The 18,807-nt window shown below is 68.4% G+C and carries 14 protein-coding genes; 8 read left to right on the plus strand and 6 right to left on the minus strand.

The window, feature by feature from the left end; genetic code table 11:
- The first annotated feature begins 228 nt into the window (after positions 1–228).
- Positions 229–468, plus strand: coding sequence for a prevent-host-death protein (locus tag HWX25_RS16605; RefSeq protein ID WP_175909205.1), 240 nt, complete (start codon positions 229–231; stop codon positions 466–468).
- Positions 468–848 (plus strand): type II toxin-antitoxin system VapC family toxin, encoded by a 381-nt coding sequence (locus HWX25_RS16610; protein ID WP_175909207.1) that lies wholly within the window; start codon positions 468–470, stop codon positions 846–848. The genes HWX25_RS16605 and HWX25_RS16610 overlap by 1 nt, the downstream gene beginning before the upstream one ends.
- 20 nt (positions 849–868) lie before the next feature.
- Here the strand turns inward: HWX25_RS16610 and dapA are convergent, their stop codons facing one another.
- Positions 869–1,762, minus strand: a complete 894-nt coding sequence (gene dapA, locus HWX25_RS16615) for a 4-hydroxy-tetrahydrodipicolinate synthase (protein ID WP_175909209.1) — start codon at positions 1,760–1,762, stop codon at positions 869–871.
- 451 nt (positions 1,763–2,213) lie between these two features.
- Between dapA and HWX25_RS16625 the strand changes: the two genes are divergently transcribed.
- Positions 2,214–3,233: a sulfate ABC transporter substrate-binding protein gene (locus HWX25_RS16625; protein ID WP_175909211.1), complete on the plus strand. Its 1,020-nt coding sequence runs from the start codon at positions 2,214–2,216 to the stop codon at positions 3,231–3,233.
- A 156-nt stretch (positions 3,234–3,389) separates the two neighbouring features.
- Positions 3,390–4,358, plus strand: a complete 969-nt coding sequence (locus HWX25_RS16630; protein WP_175909213.1) for an ion channel — start codon at positions 3,390–3,392, stop codon at positions 4,356–4,358.
- A 74-nt stretch (positions 4,359–4,432) separates the two neighbouring features.
- On the opposite strand, the gene HWX25_RS16635 is transcribed toward HWX25_RS16630, so the two are convergent.
- Entirely contained in the window at positions 4,433–5,047 is a 615-nt protein-coding gene (locus tag HWX25_RS16635) for a glutathione S-transferase (protein WP_059819867.1), read from the minus strand.
- 382 nt (positions 5,048–5,429) lie between these two features.
- On the opposite strand from HWX25_RS16635, the gene HWX25_RS16640 reads away from it, so the two are divergent.
- Both HWX25_RS16640 and HWX25_RS16645 read left to right on the plus strand, forming a co-directional pair.
- Positions 5,430–5,987, plus strand: coding sequence for a sugar O-acetyltransferase (locus HWX25_RS16640; RefSeq protein WP_175909216.1), 558 nt, complete (start codon positions 5,430–5,432; stop codon positions 5,985–5,987).
- A gap of 1,986 nt (positions 5,988–7,973) precedes the next feature.
- Positions 7,974–11,546: an indolepyruvate ferredoxin oxidoreductase family protein gene (locus HWX25_RS16645; protein ID WP_175909218.1), complete on the plus strand. Its 3,573-nt coding sequence runs from the start codon at positions 7,974–7,976 to the stop codon at positions 11,544–11,546.
- Between the two features lie 90 nt (positions 11,547–11,636).
- Here HWX25_RS16645 and HWX25_RS16650 read toward each other — a convergent pair whose 3' ends face one another.
- Positions 11,637–13,304, minus strand: coding sequence for a Na+/H+ antiporter (locus HWX25_RS16650; RefSeq protein WP_175909220.1), 1,668 nt, complete (start codon positions 13,302–13,304; stop codon positions 11,637–11,639).
- A gap of 291 nt (positions 13,305–13,595) precedes the next feature.
- On the opposite strand from HWX25_RS16650, the gene HWX25_RS16655 reads away from it, so the two are divergent.
- Together HWX25_RS16655 and HWX25_RS16660 are read left to right on the plus strand one after the other, a co-directional pair.
- The gene (locus HWX25_RS16655) at positions 13,596–14,882 is read left to right on the plus strand and encodes an EAL domain-containing protein (protein WP_175909222.1); all 1,287 of its coding nucleotides are present in this window, start codon (positions 13,596–13,598) and stop codon (positions 14,880–14,882) included.
- A 76-nt stretch (positions 14,883–14,958) separates the two neighbouring features.
- Positions 14,959–15,684, plus strand: a complete 726-nt coding sequence (locus tag HWX25_RS16660; RefSeq protein WP_059523942.1) for a copper homeostasis protein CutC — start codon at positions 14,959–14,961, stop codon at positions 15,682–15,684.
- 96 nt (positions 15,685–15,780) lie between these two features.
- Here the strand turns inward: HWX25_RS16660 and bioB are convergent, their stop codons facing one another.
- Genes bioB through bioF form a run of 3 tightly spaced genes read right to left on the minus strand, consistent with a single transcriptional unit; the run spans position 15,781 to position 18,785 of the window.
- The gene (gene bioB, locus HWX25_RS16665) at positions 15,781–16,800 is read right to left on the minus strand and encodes a biotin synthase BioB (RefSeq protein WP_059523944.1); all 1,020 of its coding nucleotides are present in this window, start codon (positions 16,798–16,800) and stop codon (positions 15,781–15,783) included.
- Positions 16,801–16,836: 36 nt separating this feature from the next.
- Positions 16,837–17,556, minus strand: coding sequence for a dethiobiotin synthase (bioD, locus tag HWX25_RS16670; protein WP_059703257.1), 720 nt, complete (start codon positions 17,554–17,556; stop codon positions 16,837–16,839).
- On the minus strand, positions 17,553–18,785 hold the full coding sequence (bioF, locus tag HWX25_RS16675) for an 8-amino-7-oxononanoate synthase (RefSeq protein ID WP_175909224.1): 1,233 nt from the start codon (positions 18,783–18,785) through the stop codon (positions 17,553–17,555). Before bioF ends, bioD begins: the two co-directional genes overlap by 4 nt.
- Positions 18,786–18,807: the final 22 nt, after the last annotated feature.

Consider the following 18,807-nt stretch of genomic DNA (forward strand, 5'->3'; position numbering starts at 1 on the left):
ATCACCAGCCACCCACCAGGCCCGGTGACAACACCCCCCGGATCATGACTGCGACTGGGGGCGAGAATCATGCCGGGCCTGGCTGGCCAAAGCCCCGATTATCGGGGCACGAAGATAGTAACGGGGGTGGCGCTGGCGGCGTGATATCGATCGACACGCAGGCGGTCGGCCGGACGTTCGGCCTATTGGAGGGACGGGGCGAATGTCGTGACAATGGAGGATCACTCAATGGAGGCCCTCATGCAAGTTGCCACTGTCCCCGAAGCCACGCTCGACCTTCAGCGGCTTCTCGATGCCGCGATCGCCGGCGAACGCGTCGTGATCATGCAGAACGGCAAGCAGTCGGTCCGACTTGTGCCGCTCAAGCCGATTCATCATTACGGGCTTCTCAAGGGGCAGATATGGATCGCGGACGACTTTGACGCACCGCTTCCCGACGATTTGCTGGATGCGTTCGAAGGAAAGTGATGCGGTTGCTGTTCGATACGCACATCTTTCTCTGGATGTGGGCCAACGATCCGAAACTGAGCGCTCGCGCGCGCAATCTGATCGCCGAAGCCGACGAAGTGTTCATCAGCAGCGCGAGCATCTGGGAAGTCGCGATCAAGGCCGGGACGGGGAAGCTGGATGTGGATGTGGATCGGATGGTCGAGGCGATTGCAATGAGCCGGTATCGGGAGCTGCCGGTTCGGGCCGCGCACGGCGCAGCCGTGCACTATCTGCCCCATTACCATCGCGACCCGTTCGATCGTTTGCTGGTCGCGCAGGCGTCGTCCGAACCGATGCTGCTCATAACGGCTGACAGCCGTCTTTCGCAGTACGGCTCGTCGAGAGTCTTGACGGTCTGAAACAGTTTCGGAGCGAAATCCTACGCTGCCGCGACAACCTGCGCTGACGTCTCGAGCGCCGCACACAGCTTGCCCAGCCTCTCCCGCAACCCCTCGCTCGCCGGCACGAACGGCAACCTCAGCCCGTCCTCGCACCACCCCTGCGCAGCCAGCACCGCCTTCACCGGCGCCGGATTCGGCTCCGCGAACAGGGCCGCAACGAGCGGCTGCAGCGCGACCGACAGCCGTCGCGCGTCGGCGAGCCGACCGTCGCGCAGCAGCGTATGAATGCGCACATGCCATTCGGGCAGCACGTGCGCGCTGCTGGCGATCGCGCCGTGCGCGCCGGCACATAGCGCGGCGAAGTTCTGGTTGTCGTCGCCGGAGAGGATCGCGAGCGGCGTGTCGTGCACGAGCCGGCTCATCCGGTCGAGCGTCCCGCCGCACTCCTTGATGCCGGCGACGCGCGGATCGCGCGCGAGTGCCTGCAGCGTTTCCAGTTCGACGTTCACGCCGGTGCGGTACGGGATGTTGTAGACGAGGACCGGCAGATCGGCCGCATCGACGATCGTTTCGACGTGGCGGCGGATTCCGTCCTGCGTCGGCCGAACGTAGACGGGCGGCGTGACGAGCAGCCCGTCGGGTCGCAGCGCGGCGAGTTCGCGTGCGCGGGCGGCCGCGAAGTGCGTCGCGCTCGCGGTGAGCCCGACGACGATCGGCAGGCCGGGCACGGCATCGCGCAGCGTCGCGAACACGGCGTCCTGTTCGCGCGCGTCGAGCAGCACGCCTTCACCGGTCGTCGCGCCCGCGACGAAACCCGCGATTCCCGCCGCCGCATAGTGACGCGCGAGCCGCGCGAGCGCACCGTGGTCGACCTCGCCGTCGTGGAACGGCGTGATGATCGGCAGCCAGATACCTTCGAAACGTGTGTGCATGAAAAGCCTCAAGGTGGAAACGGAGTGGGAAGGAACCGTTCCGCCGGCGGTGTGCCGGAGCGAGGCATTCGAGCAAGGAGAAAGAAACGACCTGCGTGCATCCCGTCCGGCATTCGCCTGACGGGACGCGACGTCCCCGTCAGTCGAGGAGTCGTTTTTTCAGTTTCAGCCCGGCCGCGCGCGCACCGGCCGCGATGGCGGCAAGGATCGAGGGCGAGCGCAGGGCAGCGGACATGGATGAACCGTGAAATGGGCTGAGCGGCGATCTTAACATCGGATCCGGCGCGTACGCGAGCGACGCGCCCGTTTAGCAGAATTCGAGATTTGCTTTGCACGACAGATTGGAAAGCGCGCGGCGCCCGGCCGCTAGAATGCCCGCTTACGTTTCGATGACAGCGCATACGCGTGCCGTCACGCACATTCACCACCACTGAAAACGGGGCATATCACGATGGCAAGCATCAACGGGATCGGCCGCTGGCTGCACACGGGCGCCGCGGCGGCGCTGGTCGTGGCGGCAACGGCCGCGCACGCGGACACGTCGATCCTGAACGTGTCGTACGACGTGACGCGCGAGCTGTACAAGGACATCAACACGAGCTTCGCCGCTGCGTACAAGCAGCAGACAGGCGAAACCGCGACGATCAAGCAGTCGCACGGCGCGTCGAGCGCGCAGGCGCTGTCGGTGCTGCAGGGGCTGCAGGCCGACGTCGTGACGATGAACCAGCCGAACGACATCGACCTGCTCGCCGAGCGCGGCCAGCTGCTGCCGAAGGACTGGCGCGCGCGCTTCCCCGACGCCAGCTCGCCGTACTCGACGACGATGGTGTTCCTCGTGCGCAAGGGTAATCCGAAGGCGATCAAGGACTGGAGCGATCTCGCGAAGCCGGGCGTGCAGGTGATCATCGCGAACCCGAAGACGTCGGGCAACGGCCGCTACGCGTATCTCGCCGCGTGGGGCTACCAGAAGCAGAAGGGCGCGACCGACCAGCAGGCGCTCGACTTCGAGAAGGCGGTGTTCCGCAACGTCCCGGTGCTGGACTCGGGCGGCCGCGGCGCGACGACGACCTTCACGCAGCGCGGCATCGGCGACGTGCTCGTCACGTTCGAGAACGAGGTCGCGCTGATGGACACGGGCGCGTCGGGGGCGGAATTCGACGCCGTGTACCCGTCGGCGAGCATTCTCGCGGAGCCGCCCGTCGCCGTCGTCGACAAGGTCGTCGACAAGAAGGGCACGCGCAAGGTCGCGCAAGCCTATCTCGACTACCTGTACACGCCGCAGGCGCAGGAGATCATCGCGCGGCACCATCTGCGTCCGCGCGACGCGAACGTGCTGAAGAAGCATGCGGCCGAGTTCAAGCCGCTGAAGACGTTCAGCGTCGAGCAGGTTTTCGGCAGCTGGGCGAACGCGCAGAAGACCCACTTCGCCGACGGTGGTACGTTCGACCGCGTGATCGTCGACCGCAAGTAAGCACGCCGCACGCCGCGCGCGTGCCGGCGGGACGACCACGAAACCGGCCGCTCATGCGGCCGTTTTTTTGCGCCTCGCGCGGAAAGCCCGCTCCGCATCCCCGGCCGCCGCCTTCGCGTGCTACGCTCATCGCCTCCCTGCTTCAGGCCTCGCGCGATGAACGTCGATCCGTCCTCCCCAGCTTCCCGCGGCCGTGGCCGCAAGATCTGGTCGGGCACCCGCCCCGTGATTGCATACGGGATGCCGCCGCTCGGCTGGCGCGACCTCTATCACCGTGCGCTGACGGTGAGCTGGCCCGTATTCTTCCTGTCGCTCGCGGTGCTGTTCCTGCTGCTCAACGGCGGCTTCGCGACGCTTTACCTGCTCGGCCACGCGCCGATCGCGAACCAGTCGCCGCCCGGGTTCGTCGGTGCGTTCTTCTTCAGCGTCGAGACGCTCGCGACGGTCGGCTACGGCGACATGCATCCGCAGACCGTCTACGCGCACCTCGTCTCGACCTTCGAGATCTTCATCGGGATGTCGGGCATCGCGCTGGCGACCGGCCTCGTGTTCGCGCGCTTCTCGCGGCCGCAGGCGAAGATCCTGTTCGCGCGTTACGCGATCGTGCGCCCGCTGAACGGGCAGATGACGCTGATGGTGCGGGCCGCGAATGCGCGCCAGAACGTGATCGCCGAAGCGCAGGCAAAACTGCGGCTGATGCGCCTGGAAGGCACGCACGAGGGTTATACGCTGCGCAAGATCCACGACCTGCCGCTCGTGCGCAGCGAGCATCCGATCTTCCTGCTCGGCTGGAACCTGATGCACGTGATCGACGAAACGAGCCCGCTTTTCGGTGAAACCGCCGAGTCGCTCGCTGCGCACGACGCGTCGCTGCTGATCACCATCGAAGGTTCCGACGAGACGACCGCGCAAGTCATGCAGGCGCGCTACTCATGGGCGCATGCGGAGATCCGCTGGCGTCACCGTTATGTCGACCTGATGCACGACGAAGGCGGTATCACGCACATCGACTACACGCATTTTCACGAAATCGTGCCGGTCGACGCCGATACGGACGAGCGCGGCTCGCCGGGCGTGGTGGTCGGGGCCGAGGCGGCGACGCAGGCGCCCGGGCCGGCTGCATGACACTGGCGAGCGGCGCGAACCGGCGCCGGCATTCGGTCGCGGCAGCCGCGATCGAGTGCCGTGCCGTTCATGCATCACGCATGCAGCAGACGCGCCGCTTCCCGCTGTTCGACCGCGACCGCGCGGCGATGGCCGTCGCGATCCTCGGCGCGCGCGACATAGTCGCCGAGCACGCCTTCGTGCGGCAGGAGGTGCGCGTCGAACGCGATCTTCAGCGTGCTGGCGAGCAGCAGGTCGGCCGCGGTGAAGTGATCGCCGACGAGCCAGCGGCTGTGGGCGAGCGTTTGCGCGAGCGCACGCTGCACGCGCGTGATGTTGCCCCAGCCGAAGGCGACGGGATTGCCCGACGCACCGGTGAATTTCTCGGCCATCGCGGGTTCGAGGCAGGTGGGCGTGAAGAACATCCATTGCAGGAAGCGGCCGCGCAGCGGATCGTCCGGCGCGATGCCGAGCCCGGCGCCCGGGCAGCGATCGGCGAGATAGAGCAGCACGGCGCCGGATTCGGCGAACGGTTCGCCGCCGTCGTCGAGCGCGGGCAGCTTGGCCATCGGATTGACCTGGACGAACGCGTCGCTGCCCTGTTCGTGCGAATGCAGGTCGATCGGCACGAGTTCGTAGACGGCGCCGATTTCCTCCAGCATCCACAGCGCCCGGAATGCCCGGGTCTTCGGCCAGTAGTAGAGCTTCATCGCGCCTCCGCGTCTCGGTATGCGTGTCGGTTCGGTGGATGCTCAAGCGTACCCGAGCGGGAGAGGTTCGGACAGGGGCGAAAGGCGGAAGCGGGTAACGAATTTCCCGCAAAGCCCGGCGCTGCCAAAGTTCATGAAATAACTAGTTATTGATTCACTAGTTATGAATTGATGCGTGGGCGCCCGGCCGATGCGGCAGCATCGGTGACGGGGCGCGCGAGCCCGGACGACGTTCGTCGACCGCGCGCGAAACACGAAAACCGGGTCACCCCGCGCGGGGCGACCGAGGGATTGAAGTCAGGCCAGGCGGTCGCATTCGGCGAGTCAGGTGCTGCGTGATGCGCAGCGTGCCGGTGCGATCGCGCACGGAGAACAGCAACGAATGGCGAACGACGATCGCACCACGATCATTCCGCGACGCACGCCGGAATCGGCCGCGATGCGCGCGGAGCTCAAGCGGACGATGGCGATCACCGCGCGGCTCAACCGTCTGACCTTCGACGATGCGGACGAAGTCCGGGCATTGTTCGGAGAACTGATCGGCAAGCCGTTGGACGACGGCTTCCTGCTGATCCCGCCGTTCTACGCGACGGGTGGCGCCGATACGCGGATCGGCCGCAACGTGTTCGTCAACCAGAACTGCACGTTCTACGACCTCGGTGGCCTCGATATCGGCGACGACGTGATGATCGGCCCGAACGTCAGTCTCATCACGTCGGGCCATCCGATCGAGCCGTCCCGCCGACGCGACGCCGTCGTCGCCCGGCCGATCGCGATCGGCCGCAACGTATGGATCGGCGCGGGCGCGACGATCATCGGCGGCGTGACGGTTGGCGAGAACGCGGTCGTCGGCGCGGGTTCCGTCGTGACGCGCGACGTTCCGCCGAATACGCTGGTCGGCGGAAACCCGGCGCGGATCATCCGTTCGATTGCCGAATGACGGCGCTTGCGGGTGCGGCCCGCTGCGCAGCGAATGTGGACAACCGGCCGCGCCGTTCACTCGAAATGCTGTGGATTCGACCGGTGAGCGTGCACCCGGAGGTCGAATTTGCGAGGCTTTCCGGCATGTGACGCCGATCGCTGGCAGGGGCAGGAGCCGACGTTGCCGATGCGCCGGCGGAAAATGTCCGCGCCGGGCCGCTTGTGGATATCCCGGCCTCGAAACCACTCGGCATGCTGTGCATTTCACCGGTGAGTGCGACGTCGTGCGACCGGATGCGCGGGGCAGGGTGTGGACAACCGGGCTCCCGACGACGAAAAAAGCTGTGCCATCGAACGGTGAGTACCGTCGACCGATTGCGCGTGAGGCTTGCCGGGTGCGGACTTCCGGGCGTCGCGCGAAATCCGGAACGCCGCGCATTCTAGCGGCGCGTGCGGATCGGCGATAGCTCCGCGCGCGTATCGCGGTGTGGATATCCTGCCGTGCCGTTCACTCGAAGCGCTGTGTATTTCAATGGTGAGCGTCGCGCCCGGTCGAACCGGGTGTTGGCTTGCGCGCCCGTTCGCGATCGTCGATCGCGGCTTCGAGGGTCGCGCATTCTACCCGCACTCGCGATCGCGCGTTTCATTCGAGTATGTGCCGCGATGTGGATATCCGGTCGCCGAAACCAGTCGACGTGCTGTGTATTTCAGCGGTGAGCGCGGGCGCGTGCGGCTCGGCCATGTCGGTGCGAGTCCCGACCGACGGGCCTCGGCGGGGTTGCGGCCACCGCTGTTCATGCCTGAATCGGCGACTGCATTCGACACCGTGCCGACGCTCACCGTTGAATTTCACAGCGTTTCGAGTGGTCGTAGGGTGGGCTATCCACACCCGGGTCGGTGTCCTCTTTCGATCGCCGTGCCGCCGCTCACCATCGGAATTCACAGCGTTTCGAGTCGTCGTGGATCGCGCTATCCACACCGGGATCGGCGCGCTCTTTCGATCGAGTGCCGTCGCTCACCGTCGAATTTCACAGCGTTTCGATTCGTCGCGGGTTGGGATTTCCGCACCTGAGTAGGCATTTTCGTTCGGTCGCGTGCCGGCGCTCACCATCGAAATTCACAGGGTTTTTAGTGTCTGGCGGCGACGATATCCACACGCGGATCTGCGTCGCGTTCAGTTGCGCGACGGCATGTTCAGATGAACGCCAAAGCCGCGCCAGTGCTCGCGCGGGGACGCCCATCCGCGCAGAAACTGGCACCCGACGCGAGCCCGCCGCACACATGCCTGCATTGCCGTGACGACCGGATCGCCGCTCCGGAGCGACGCAAGGGCGGACAGCGGTGTGGATATCGCACCGCCGAATCGACTCGCAAATCTGTGCATCCGACAGGTGAGAGCGAACGTCGCAGTGGCCGGGCGGGAATCCGGCGGTGTGGATATCTCCCGCCGGCATCGACTCGTCGCGCTGTGAATCTCAACGGTGAGCGTCGGCATCCGCTCGAACCGCGGAGCGATCGAGGTGTGGACATCCGGCCTTCGACGCGAGTCGAAACTCTGTGCGATCGACTGGTGAACACGCCCAACCGCTTCGCCCGCAGCCCGCGGCCCCCGGCATTGTGGACATCCCGCATCCGCGACCAATCCGAACGCTGTGCATCCGACGGGTGAGGACGCGCCCGTTCCGCCGCGCGAACCCTTGCCGCACGGCCCGCGAGCGCCCACCGCCGGGCCCGCGGGCCGTCTCCCGCATGTCCCCGCGTTTTCGAGGCAACCGCTTCGGCCACGCCGATATGCCTCCAGAAGCCGTCCGCCACCCCGCGCGAAAACTCACTCAATTCCCGGCCAAAACCTGCGCAGTTTTTCTCACTCCGGCGCCGCCCGAGCAAGATGAGAAAAAACTTTCTCGCCTTCCCGCGAAAAAATAGAGCCATCCAGTTGCTCCCCGGCCGGCGTCGCCCGACGCCCCGGTGCACGGCATAGAACACACAATCAGGAGACATCCCCATGACCGCCCGACTGCCTGTCGACGGCACGCCCGCTCTATCCGACTACCGCCTGACCGACAACCTGACCGCCACGCGCGGCCGGATCTTCCTGACCGGCACGCAGGCGCTGGTGCGCCTGTTGCTGATGCAGCGCGCGTCCGACACCGCGCAGGGCCTGAACACGGCCGGCTTCGTCAGCGGCTACCGCGGCTCGCCGCTCGGGATGGTCGACCAGCAACTGTGGAAGGCGAAGAAACTGCTCGACGGCGGCGGCGTGCGCTTCCTGCCCGCGATCAACGAGGAACTCGGCGGCACCGCGGTGCTCGGCACGCAGCGCGTCGAGGCCGACCCGGAGCGCACCGTCGATGGCGTGTATGCGATGTGGTACGGCAAGGGCCCCGGCGTCGACCGCGCCGGCGATGCGCTGAAGCACGGCAACGCATACGGCTCGTCGCCGCACGGCGGCGTGCTGGTGGTGGCGGGCGACGACCACGGCTGCGTGTCGTCGTCGATGCCGCACCAGAGCGACTTCGCGATGATCGCGTGGCATATGCCGGTCGTGAACCCGTCGAACATCGCCGACATGCTCGAGTTCGGCCTGTACGGCTGGGCGCTGTCGCGCTTCTCGGGGGCGTGGGTCGGCTTCAAGGCGATCTCGGAGACCGTCGAGTCGGGCTCGACCGTCGATCTCGACGCGCTGCAGACGCAATGGCCGGCGCCGGCGGGCTTCACGCCGCCGGCGGGCGGCCTGCACAACCGCTGGCCCGACCTGCCGAGCCTCACGATCGAGGCGCGTCTCGCGGCGAAGCTCGACGCGGTGCGCCATTTCGCGCGCACCAACAGCATCGACAAGTGGATCGCGCCGAGCGCGCACGCGAACGTCGGCATCGTCACGTGCGGCAAGGCGCATCTCGACCTGATGGAAGCGCTGCGCCGGCTCGACCTCACCGTCGCCGACCTGGAAGCGGCCGGCGTGCGGATCTACAAGGTCGGCCTGTCGTATCCGCTCGAGATGACGCGAATCGAAACCTTCGTCGACGGCCTGTCGGAAGTGCTCGTCATCGAAGAGAAGGGCCCGGTGATCGAGCAGCAGATCAAGGATTACCTGTACAACCGCGCGGACGGTGCGCGCCCGCGCGTGCTCGGCAAGCACGATGCCGAAGGCGCGTGCCTGCTGTCCGAGCTGGGCGAACTGCGCCCGTCGCGCATTCTGCCGGTGTTCGCCACGTGGCTCGCGCGCCACAAGCCGGCGCTCGATCGCCGCGAGCGCGTCGTCGATCTCGTCGCGCCGCAGATCCTGTCGAACGAGGCGGACGCGGTGAAGCGCACGCCGTACTTCTGCTCGGGCTGCCCGCACAACACGTCGACGAAGGTGCCGGAAGGCTCGATCGCGCAGGCCGGCATCGGCTGCCACTTCATGGCGTCATGGATGGAGCGCGACACGACGGGCCTGATCCAGATGGGCGGCGAGGGCGTCGACTGGGCCGCGCACGCGATGTTCACCAACACGAAGCACGTGTTCCAGAACCTCGGCGACGGCACCTATTTCCATTCGGGCATTCTCGCGATCCGCCAGGCGGTCGCCGCGAAAGCGAACATCACGTACAAGATCCTCTACAACGATGCGGTCGCGATGACGGGCGGCCAGCCGGTCGACGGCAGCATCTCGGTGCCGCAGATCGCGCGGCAGGTCGAGGCGGAAGGCGTGTCGCGCTTCGTCGTGGTGTCCGACGAACCGGAGAAGTACGACGGCCATCACGGCTTGTTCCCGAAGGGCACGACGTTCCATCACCGCAGCGAGCTCGACGCGGTGCAGCGCGAGCTGCGCGAGACGCCGGGCGTCACCGTGCTGATCTACGACCAGACCTGCGCGGCCGAGAAGCGCCGCCGCCGCAAGAAGGGCGAGTTCCCCGACCCGGACAAGCGCCTGTTCATCAACGACGCGGTGTGCGAAGGCTGCGGCGACTGCGGCGTGCAGTCGAACTGCCTGTCCGTCGAGCCGCTCGAGACGCCGCTCGGCCGCAAGCGCCGCATCGACCAGTCGTCATGCAACAAGGATTACTCGTGCGTGAACGGCTTTTGCCCGAGCTTCGTGACGGTCGAAGGCGCGGCGCTGAAGAAGGCCGCGGGCGCGGCGTTCGACGAGGCGGCGCTCGCCGTGCGCGTCGACGCGCTGCCCGTGCCCGCGACGCATCTCGACGCGGCGCCGTACGACATGCTCGTCACCGGCGTGGGCGGCACGGGCGTCGTGACGGTCGGCGCGCTGATCAGCATGGCCGCGCACCTCGAAGGCAAGAGCGCGTCGGTGCTCGACTTCATGGGTTTCGCGCAGAAGGGCGGCTCGGTGCTGTCGTTCGTTCGGATCGCGTCGAGCGACCGGTGGCTGAACCAGGTGCGCATCGACACGCAGCAGGCCGACGTGCTGCTCGCGTGCGACATGGTCGTCGGCGCGAGCGCCGAGGCGCTGCAGACGGTGCGCCATGAGCGCACGCGGATCGTCGTCAACACGCACCGGATTCCGAACGCGTCGTTCGTGCAGAACCCCGACGCAAACCTGCACGCGGATGCGCTGCTCGAAAAAATGCACCATGCGGCCGGTGAAGGCTACCTGTCGAGCTGCGACGCGCAGGCGCTCGCCGCGAAGTTCCTCGGCGATTCGATCGGCGCGAACATCCTGATGCTCGGCTACGCATGGCAGCTCGGCCTCGTGCCGGTGTCGCTCGCTGCGATGATGCGCGCGATCGAGCTGAACAACGTCGCGGTGCCGATGAACAAGCTCGCGTTCGCGATCGGCCGGATGGCGGCCGGCGACGCGGCGGGCCTCGATGCATTGTGGAACGCGCGTCACGCGGTGGCCGCGGCGGTTGCGCCCGAAACGCTCGCCGAACTGATCGCCGATCGCGAAGCGCGCCTCGACGCATACGGCGGCGCGCGATACGTTGAGCGCTACCGCGCGCTGGTGAGCGCGGCGCGCGCGAAGGGCGACGATGCGCTGACGCGTGCCGTCGCGACGACGTTCTACCGGCTGCTCGCGGTGAAGGACGAATACGAAGTCGCGCGGCTGTATGCGGACGGTGCGTTCCGCACGGCGCTCGAAGCGCAGTTCGAAGGCGTGCCGGGGCAGGACTATCGCGTGAAGTTCAACCTGGCGCCGCCGACGGTCGCGAAGGCCGGGCGCGACGGCAGCGCGCCGAAGAAGCGCGTGTTCGGCCAGTGGATGTGGCCGGTGCTCGGCACGCTCGCGCGCGTGCGCGGCCTGCGCGGCACGTGGCTCGATCCGTTCGGCCGCACCGCCGAGCGCAGGATGGAGCGCGCGCTCGCGGACGACTACGAGACGACGCTCACGCGCGCGCTCGCCGCGACGACCGCCGGCAACGCGGCACAGGTCGCGCAGCTTGCGGATCTTCACGCCCGCGTGCGCGGCTTCGGTCACGTGAAGGTGCGCAACCTCGCGGGCGTGAAGCGCGCGGAGCGCGAGCTCGCGCTGCAACTCGGCATCGACGCGGCGACGAGCGCGGCCGTGCAGCACGCGCTCGACGAGATGAAGGGTGCGGGAATGCTGAAGGGAATCCCGGTCGTGATCGCGAAGTAACGCGAACACATGCGGATGTGAAAACGGCGACGCCTGCGCGTCGCCGTTTTTTTATCGGCAAGCCGAGCAATCGCGCCGCGGCGCAGCCGCTCAGATGATCCCTTTCTTGCGCGTCGACAGCGCCGTTTCCGACAGATCGATCTCGCGGATCAGCTTCGTCAGCGTTTCGTCGGAAATCTTGCTTTCGCTGCGCAGCCGGTACAACACCGAACGTTCCGCGCGCACCGCCGCGATCCGCATCTGCAGCTCCATCGTTTCGGTCTGCTTGGCTTCCGCGCGCGGCGTCAGGCCGTCCTCGGCGAGCGCGGCCAGGCGGCGGCGATACTGGTCCATCACGCGCGCGGAGATGTCCGCGCAGCGCGCGGCGCCCGATTCGTCGAGATCGGCCGAGATCGCGTCGTGCGACGAGTCGATCGCGCGAATCGCGGCCTGCGCGGCGGCCGCGCGCGCGGTGCGCTCCTCGTCGGCGAGCGGATTGCGCGTCGAGCGCACGCCGCGCAGCAGCAACGGCAGGCCGATCACCGCGACGACCAGCGAACCGAGGATCACCGCCGACGCGACGAAGATCGCGGTGTCGCGCCCGGGCAGCGGCGCGCCGTCGGACAGCGCGACGGGGATCGACAGCACGCCCGCGAGCGTGACCGCGCCGCGCACGCCGCCGACCGTCATCACCGCGATCGTGCGGACGCCGGCCATCGTGCCCGCGAGGCCGTGGCGGGCGGCGCGGCGGCTCGCGATCCAGCGCAGCAGCCAGACCCACAGGAAGCGGATCGCGTACAGCGCGAGCATCATCGCGCATACATTGAAGATCATCCGGCCGACGAGCGCGTCGCTCGTGTGATGCGCGTCGACGAGCGCGCGGCCGATGATGTGCGGCAGCTGCAGCCCGAGCATGATGAACACCATGCCGTTGAACACGAACTCGATCATCGCCCACGTGCTCTCGGCGCGCACGCGCGACGCGACCGTGCTTTTGCGGGAGAAGCTCGTGTAGTTCATCATCATCCCGGCCGACACGGCCGCGAGCACGCCCGACAGCTCCAGGTGCTCGGCGAACAGATAGGCGGCGAACGGCACGAGCAGCGTCATCACGATGCCGGGGGCCGGGTCGCCTTCCTGCTCGGCGTTCAGGAACCGCGTCGACAGCGCGCTGAACACCCACGACACGATCGCGCCCGTCGCGAGCCCGCCGGCGGCGACGATCACGAACGTGATCGACGCATCGCGCAGCGAGAACACGCCGGTGAGCGCGGCCGCGACCGCGAACTTCAGCGCGACCAGGCCCGACGCGTCGTTCATCAGCGCCTCGCCTTCGAGGATGTGCATCAGTTGCGGCGGAATCCGCCCCTTGCCGGCGATGCCCGACAGCGCGACCGCGTCGGTGGGCGACAGCACGGCCGCGAGCGCGAACGCGATCGGCAGCGGCAACTCGGGTATCAGCCAGTGCGCGAAGTAGCCGACTGCGAGTACCGTCATGAACACGAGCCCGAACGCGAGCATCAGGATCGCGCGGCGCTGCAGGTACAGCTCGCGTTTCGGAATCCGCCAGCCGTCCGCGAACAGCAGCGGCGGAATGAACAGCAGCATGAAGATTTCGGGATCGAACGTGACGTGCAGGTTCAGCTTCGGCCATGCGAGCATCGCGCCGAACGCGATCTGCATCAGCGGCAGCGGCAATTGCAGTGGCAGGATGCGCGTGACCGCGCCGGACAGCGCGACGGTCAGCAGCAGGATCAGGACTGTGAAGACGATTTCCATCGATACGGCGATTGTGGAGAATGAAACGACCGTACGGAGTTTAGCGTGGCGACGTGACGGGTGCGTTCGAGTGCGCCGGTGCGCATGCACGCGAACGGTGCATCCGGCCTGCGCCACGCTGGTGCGGCGCCGCCGCACGCAGGCGCGGCGCGGGTGATCGGCCCTTGCACGGACCTTGCTTGATGCTTGCCTACCGTCCGGCACCGGCCGGACAACCGAGGATTCCACCATGACATTGCGCGCGCCGTTTCAAGCACTCGCCGCGTTCGGCTGCATCGCCAGGAGGGCGCCATGACGATCGTGCAACAGGAGCGTCCGGCCACCGCTTCGCCGTATCGTTTCGAGCGGGAGATGAGCTCCGGCCTCGAACGCCTCGCGACGCAGCATCGCGACCTGACGCTCACGACCGTGTTCCAGCCGATCTTCAGCCTGTCGCACCAGCGTGCGGTGGGCTACGAGGCGCTATTGCGCGCCCACGACGCGCTCGACCGGGCGGTGTCGCCGCTCGACGTGTTCGGCGAGGCCGCGCGCCAGGGCGAACTGCTGCAGCTCGACCGGCTCGCGCAGGCGCTGCATCTCGAGAACTTCGCGCTGCTCGGCGCCGAGCGCGAGTGGCTGTTTCTCAACGTGCATCCGGGCGTGCTCACCGACCCGTTCCAGGCCGCCGCGCTGCTCGCGAACCTGAAGCGGATCGGCATGCCGCCGCGCCGCGTCGTGCTCGAAGTGCTCGAGCAGCGCGCGGAGGACATCGAGCGGCTCGCCGAAGCCGTGCGCGAATTCCGCGCGCAGGGTTTCCTGATCGCGCTCGACGATTTCGGCGCCGGCCACTCGAACCTCGAGCGGATCTGGCAGCTGAACCCGGACATCGTGAAACTCGACCGGATCATGCTGTCGCACGCGGCGCACCGCACGGGGCTCACCGCGATCCTGCACGGGCTCGTCACGCTGCTGCACGAGGCCGGCAAGCTCGTGCTCGTCGAGGGGATCGAGACCGAGCACGACGCGCAGATCGCGCTGTCGTGCGAGGCCGATTTCGTGCAGGGCTATTACTTCGGCCGTCCGGCGCCCGGGCTGCCCGACAGCGCGACGGCGACCGGCTGCATCGGCGAGCTGACCGAGCGTTTTCGGCAACAATCCGAAGCGCGCGAGCGGCGCGACGCGCAGCGGCTCGCGCCGTACCTGCGCGCGTTCGAGCGTGCGGCCGAGCGGGTGGCGGCCGGCGAGCCGCTCGACGAGGTGTGCTGGAACTTCCTCGCGCTCGACGCCGCCGCGCGCTGCTTCCTGCTCGACGCGCGGGGCCGCCAGGCGGGCCGCAACGTCGTGCTGCGCGCGGACCGCGCGCTCGCCGAGGCGCGCTTCTCGCCGCTGTCCGACGCGCAGGGGGCGAACTGGTTGCGCCGGCCATATTTCCGCACGGCGATCGCCGAGCCCGGACGCGTGCAGGTGACGCGCCCGTACTTGTCGATCAACGAGGCGCAGCCCTGCGTGACGCTGTCGGTGGCCGTGCGCATCGGCGATGCGCAGCATGTGCTGTGCGGCGATATCGACTGGATCGACGAGGAAGCGGATGGCGCATAGCGACGGCGTCGCGCTGGCGCCGTTCACGCCGCTCGGCTAGGATGCGCGAATTGTCCTGACGATTCGCGAGCCGCCGATGAACCGAACCGCCGCTTCCTCCGTCCTCCTCGAAGTGATCGCCACCACCGTCGGCGACGCGAAGGCCGCCGCCCGCGCGGGCGCCGACCGCCTCGAACTCGTGACCGCGATCAGCGAAGGCGGGCTGACGCCGAGCGTCGGCCTGATCGAGGCCGTCGTGGCCGCCGTGGCGATTCCGGTGAACGTGATCGTGCGGCCGCACAGCCGCTCGTTCGTCTACGATGCCGACGACCTGCGCGTGATCGAGCGCGACGTGCGCGCGGCCGTCGCGGCCGGTGCGAACGGCGTCGTGTTCGGTGCGCTCGATGCGCGCGGCGACGTCGATCTCGATGCGCTCGCGCGCGTCGCGGCGGCCGCGGACGGGCGCGACCTGACGTTCCATCGCGCATTCGACGTGTCGCGCGACCTCAATGCCGCGTTCGATGCGCTGCTGCGCGTGCCGGCCGTCACGTCGGTGCTGACCTCGGGCGGCCATCCGTCGGTGCTCGACGCGGTCGCGACGATCACGCGGCTGGTCCGGCAGGCGGCGGGCTCGACCTGCACGGTGCTGGCCGGCTCGGGGCTCACGATCGACGCGGTCGGTGATTTCGTTCGCGCCACCGGCGTGCGCGCGGTGCATTTCGGCTCGGGCGTGCGGCCGCGCGGTGAAGTGCTGGCGCCGGTCGACGAACAGCGCGTCGAGCGCGTGCGCGCGGCGCTCGACGGTGCGGCGGCGCATGTGTGACGGGCGGCGCTGAAAGCCGCGCGCCGACGATCGGGCGAAAAAAAGCCGGGGCATGCCCCGGCTTTTTCGTCTGCAAGCCAAACGCGCTGCAGTCGCTTACGCGTTCTCCGCCAGTGCGTCGGCCTGGCTCGCGCGGATGCCGAGGCGCTCGAACAGCGCGCGGTCGCGCTGCGTCTGCGGGTTGCTCGTGGTCAGCAGCTGGTCGCCGTAGAACATCGAGTTCGCGCCCGCGAGGAAGCACATCGCCTGCATCGCGTCGTCGAGCTGCTCGCGGCCGGCCGACAGGCGCACGACGGCCTTGGGCATCGTGATGCGCGCCACCGCGATCGTGCGCACGAACTCGAACGGGTCGAGCGGTGCGGTGCCTTCGAGCGGCGTGCCTTCGATCGCGACGAGGTTGTTGATCGGCACCGACTCCGGATACGGATTCAGGTTCGCGAGCTGCGAAATCAGGCCCGCGCGTTCGCGGCGCGATTCGCCCATCCCGATGATGCCGCCGCAACACACGTTGATGCCCGCATCGCGCACGCGGTCGAGCGTGTCGAGACGATCCTGGTACGTGCGCGTCGAGATCACCTGGCCGTAGAACTCCGGCGACGTGTCGAGGTTGTGGTTGTAGTAGTCGAGGCCCGCGTCGGCGAGCTGCTGCGCCTGCTCGTTTTCCAGCATGCCGAGCGTCATGCAGGTCTCGAGGCCCAGTTCCTTCACGCCGCGCACCATCTCGGTCAGCGCCGGCATGTGGCGCTCCTTCGGGTTGCGCCAGGCCGCGCCCATGCAGAAGCGGCTCGCGCCGTTCGCCTTCGCCGCGCGCGCGGCGTCGAGCACCGTGTCGACGTCCATCAGCTTCTCGGCCTTCAGGCCCGTTTCGTGATGCGACGATTGCGAGCAGTAGCCGCAATCTTCCTCGCAGCCGCCCGTCTTGATCGACAGCAGCGTCGACAGCTGCACCGCGTTCGCGTCGAAATGCTCGCGATGCACCTGCTGCGCGCGGAACATCAGGTCGTTGAACGGCAGCTCGAACAGCGCGACGACGTCGGCGACGCGCCAGCGCTGCGGCGCCGGAGCGGCCACGGGGATCGCGTCGGGTTGCACGGCGGCGGTCTGGGCTTGGGTCATGGTGGTTTTCCTGTCGTGAATGCGGGGATCGTGAGGTCAATGCCGCGCGTGGCGCAGCGTGTCGACGAGCGTGGCGATGTCGAGCATCGCCGCCGCGGATTCGGGGGCGGCCGGCGCCAAGTGCGCGATGCGGCCGAGGAGCGGCGCGCGGTGCTCGCGCGCGAGCCAGTCGCGGATCGTCGCGACGTTCTCGTCGGCGTACGACATGGCCGGGTCGACGTGGTTCGCGACCCAGCCGGCGAGCGTGAGGCCGCGCTGGCGAATCGCGTCGGCCGTCAGCAGCGCGTGGCTGATGCAGCCGAGCCGCATGCCGACGACGAGCACGACGGGCAGGCCGAGCGCGACCGCGAGATCGGCCGTGTCCTGCGTGTCGTTCAGCGGCACGCGGAAGCCGCCGACGCCTTCGACGACGACGACGTCCGCGCGCGTCAGCGCTTCGCGGTGGCTCGCGACGATCGTGTCGAGGTCGAGCGTCACGCCTTCCTGCGCGGCGACGATGTGCGGTGCGGCGGGTGCCTTCAGCAGGAACGGCGTGCGCAGCTCGGGCGGCAGCGCGACGTTTGCGGCCGCGTCGAGCTGGTCGGCGTCCTCGTTGTGCCAGACGCCGTCGCGTTCGTACGCGCCGGCGGCGACGGGCTTCAGCGCGGCCGCGCGCAGCCCGTGCCGCGCGAAGCCGTGCAGCATCGCGGCCGACACGAAGGTCTTGCCGATCTCGGTGTCGGTGCCGGTGACGAAGAGGGAAAGCGGGGCCGTCATGCCGCAGCTTCCTCGGGGGGCAGCGAACGCGCGTGAGCGTCGGGGTGGTCCGCCCCCTCGCTGGCCTCGATCAGCGCGGTTTCGAGCCGCGCGAGATCGTCGAACGAATGCGCGGCCGACAGCGAGATGCGCAGCCGCGACGTGCCGGCGGGCACCGTCGGCGGCCGGATCGCGGGCACCCACAGGCCGTGCGCGTCGAGCGAGCGCATCGCCGCGAGCGTCGCGTCGTTGCTGCCGATCACGAGCGGCTGCACGGCCGTATGCGAGTCGACCGGCTGCCAGCGCGTCATGCGCAGCAGCGCGCGCGTGCGCTCGATCAGCGCGGCGAGGTGCGCGCGTCGCGCATCGCCTTCGTCGCCGCCGATCACCTTCAGGCTCGCCGAGACCGCATGCGCGACGGCCGGCGGCGCGGCCGTCGTGAAGATGTAGCTGCGCGCGCGCTGGATCATCCATTCGATCACGGTCTCGTGCGCGATGACGAACGCGCCCGCGACGCCGGCGGCCTTGCCGAGCGTGCCGACGTATACGAGGTTCGGCGAGCGCAGCGCGGCGGCCGCGAGCGCGCCACGGCCTTGCGGGCCGAGCACGCCGAAGCCGTGCGCGTCGTCGACGACGAGCCACGCGCCGTGGCGTTCGGCGAGCGCGACGAGTTCGGCGAGCGGCGCGATGTCGCCGTCCATGCTGAACACGGTGTCGCTGACGATCAGTTTCGTTTCGGCGTCCGATGCATCGAGCAGCGCGGCGAGCGCGGCCATGTCCGCATGCGGGTAGACCTGCACGGTCGCACGCGACAGCCGGATTCCGTCAATCAGCGACGCGTGGTTCAGCGCGTCCGAGAAGATCGTCGCGTGTTTGCCGGTGAGGGCTGTCATCGCGGCGAGGTTCGCCATGTAGCCGGTGCTGAAGTACAACGCGCGCGGTGCATCGGAGAAGCCGCCCGCGAAGGCGGCGAGTTCGTCCTCGAGCGTCGCGTGCGCGCGCGAATGGCCGCCGAGCAGATGCGAGCCGCCGCTGCCGGAGCCGTAGCGCTGCGCGCCTTCGCCGAACGCGGCGACGAGCGCGGGGTGCGCGGCGAGGCCGAGGTAATCGTTGCTCGCGAAGCCGACGATGTCGCGGCCGTCGACGCGCATGTGCGCGTCGCAGGCGGTGTCGGCGGTGCGGCGCACGCGTCGCAGGCCCTGCGCGTCGAGTTCGGCGAGGCCGCGCTGCAGCGTGTCGAGCAGGGGCATGGTCGTTTCCCGTGAGGATTGC

Source organism: Burkholderia sp. BCC1640, assembly GCF_902833125.1.
GTDB classification, from domain to species: domain Bacteria; phylum Pseudomonadota; class Gammaproteobacteria; order Burkholderiales; family Burkholderiaceae; genus Burkholderia; species Burkholderia diffusa.

Bases quoted from the DNA above. Each gene is read 5' to 3' on its own strand.
- bioD (WP_059703257.1), bottom strand. From the start codon at position 17,556: ATGACGGCCCCGCTTTCCCTCTTCGTCACCGGCACCGACACCGAGATC.
- HWX25_RS16650 (WP_175909220.1), bottom strand. From the start codon at position 13,304: ATGGAAATCGTCTTCACAGTCCTGATCCTGCTGCTGACCGTCGCGCTG.
- HWX25_RS16630 (WP_175909213.1), top strand. From the start codon at position 3,390: ATGAACGTCGATCCGTCCTCCCCAGCTTCCCGCGGCCGTGGCCGCAAG.
- bioF (WP_175909224.1), bottom strand. From the start codon at position 18,785: ATGCCCCTGCTCGACACGCTGCAGCGCGGCCTCGCCGAACTCGACGCG.
- HWX25_RS16625 (WP_175909211.1), top strand. From the start codon at position 2,214: ATGGCAAGCATCAACGGGATCGGCCGCTGGCTGCACACGGGCGCCGCG.
- HWX25_RS16660 (WP_059523942.1), top strand. From the start codon at position 14,959: ATGAACCGAACCGCCGCTTCCTCCGTCCTCCTCGAAGTGATCGCCACC.
- HWX25_RS16610 (WP_175909207.1), top strand. From the start codon at position 468: ATGCGGTTGCTGTTCGATACGCACATCTTTCTCTGGATGTGGGCCAAC.
- bioB (WP_059523944.1), bottom strand. From the start codon at position 16,800: ATGACCCAAGCCCAGACCGCCGCCGTGCAACCCGACGCGATCCCCGTG.
- HWX25_RS16605 (WP_175909205.1), top strand. From the start codon at position 229: ATGGAGGCCCTCATGCAAGTTGCCACTGTCCCCGAAGCCACGCTCGAC.
- HWX25_RS16645 (WP_175909218.1), top strand. From the start codon at position 7,974: ATGACCGCCCGACTGCCTGTCGACGGCACGCCCGCTCTATCCGACTAC.
- HWX25_RS16655 (WP_175909222.1), top strand. From the start codon at position 13,596: ATGACGATCGTGCAACAGGAGCGTCCGGCCACCGCTTCGCCGTATCGT.
- HWX25_RS16635 (WP_059819867.1), bottom strand. From the start codon at position 5,047: ATGAAGCTCTACTACTGGCCGAAGACCCGGGCATTCCGGGCGCTGTGG.
- HWX25_RS16640 (WP_175909216.1), top strand. From the start codon at position 5,430: ATGGCGAACGACGATCGCACCACGATCATTCCGCGACGCACGCCGGAA.
- dapA (WP_175909209.1), bottom strand. From the start codon at position 1,762: ATGCACACACGTTTCGAAGGTATCTGGCTGCCGATCATCACGCCGTTC.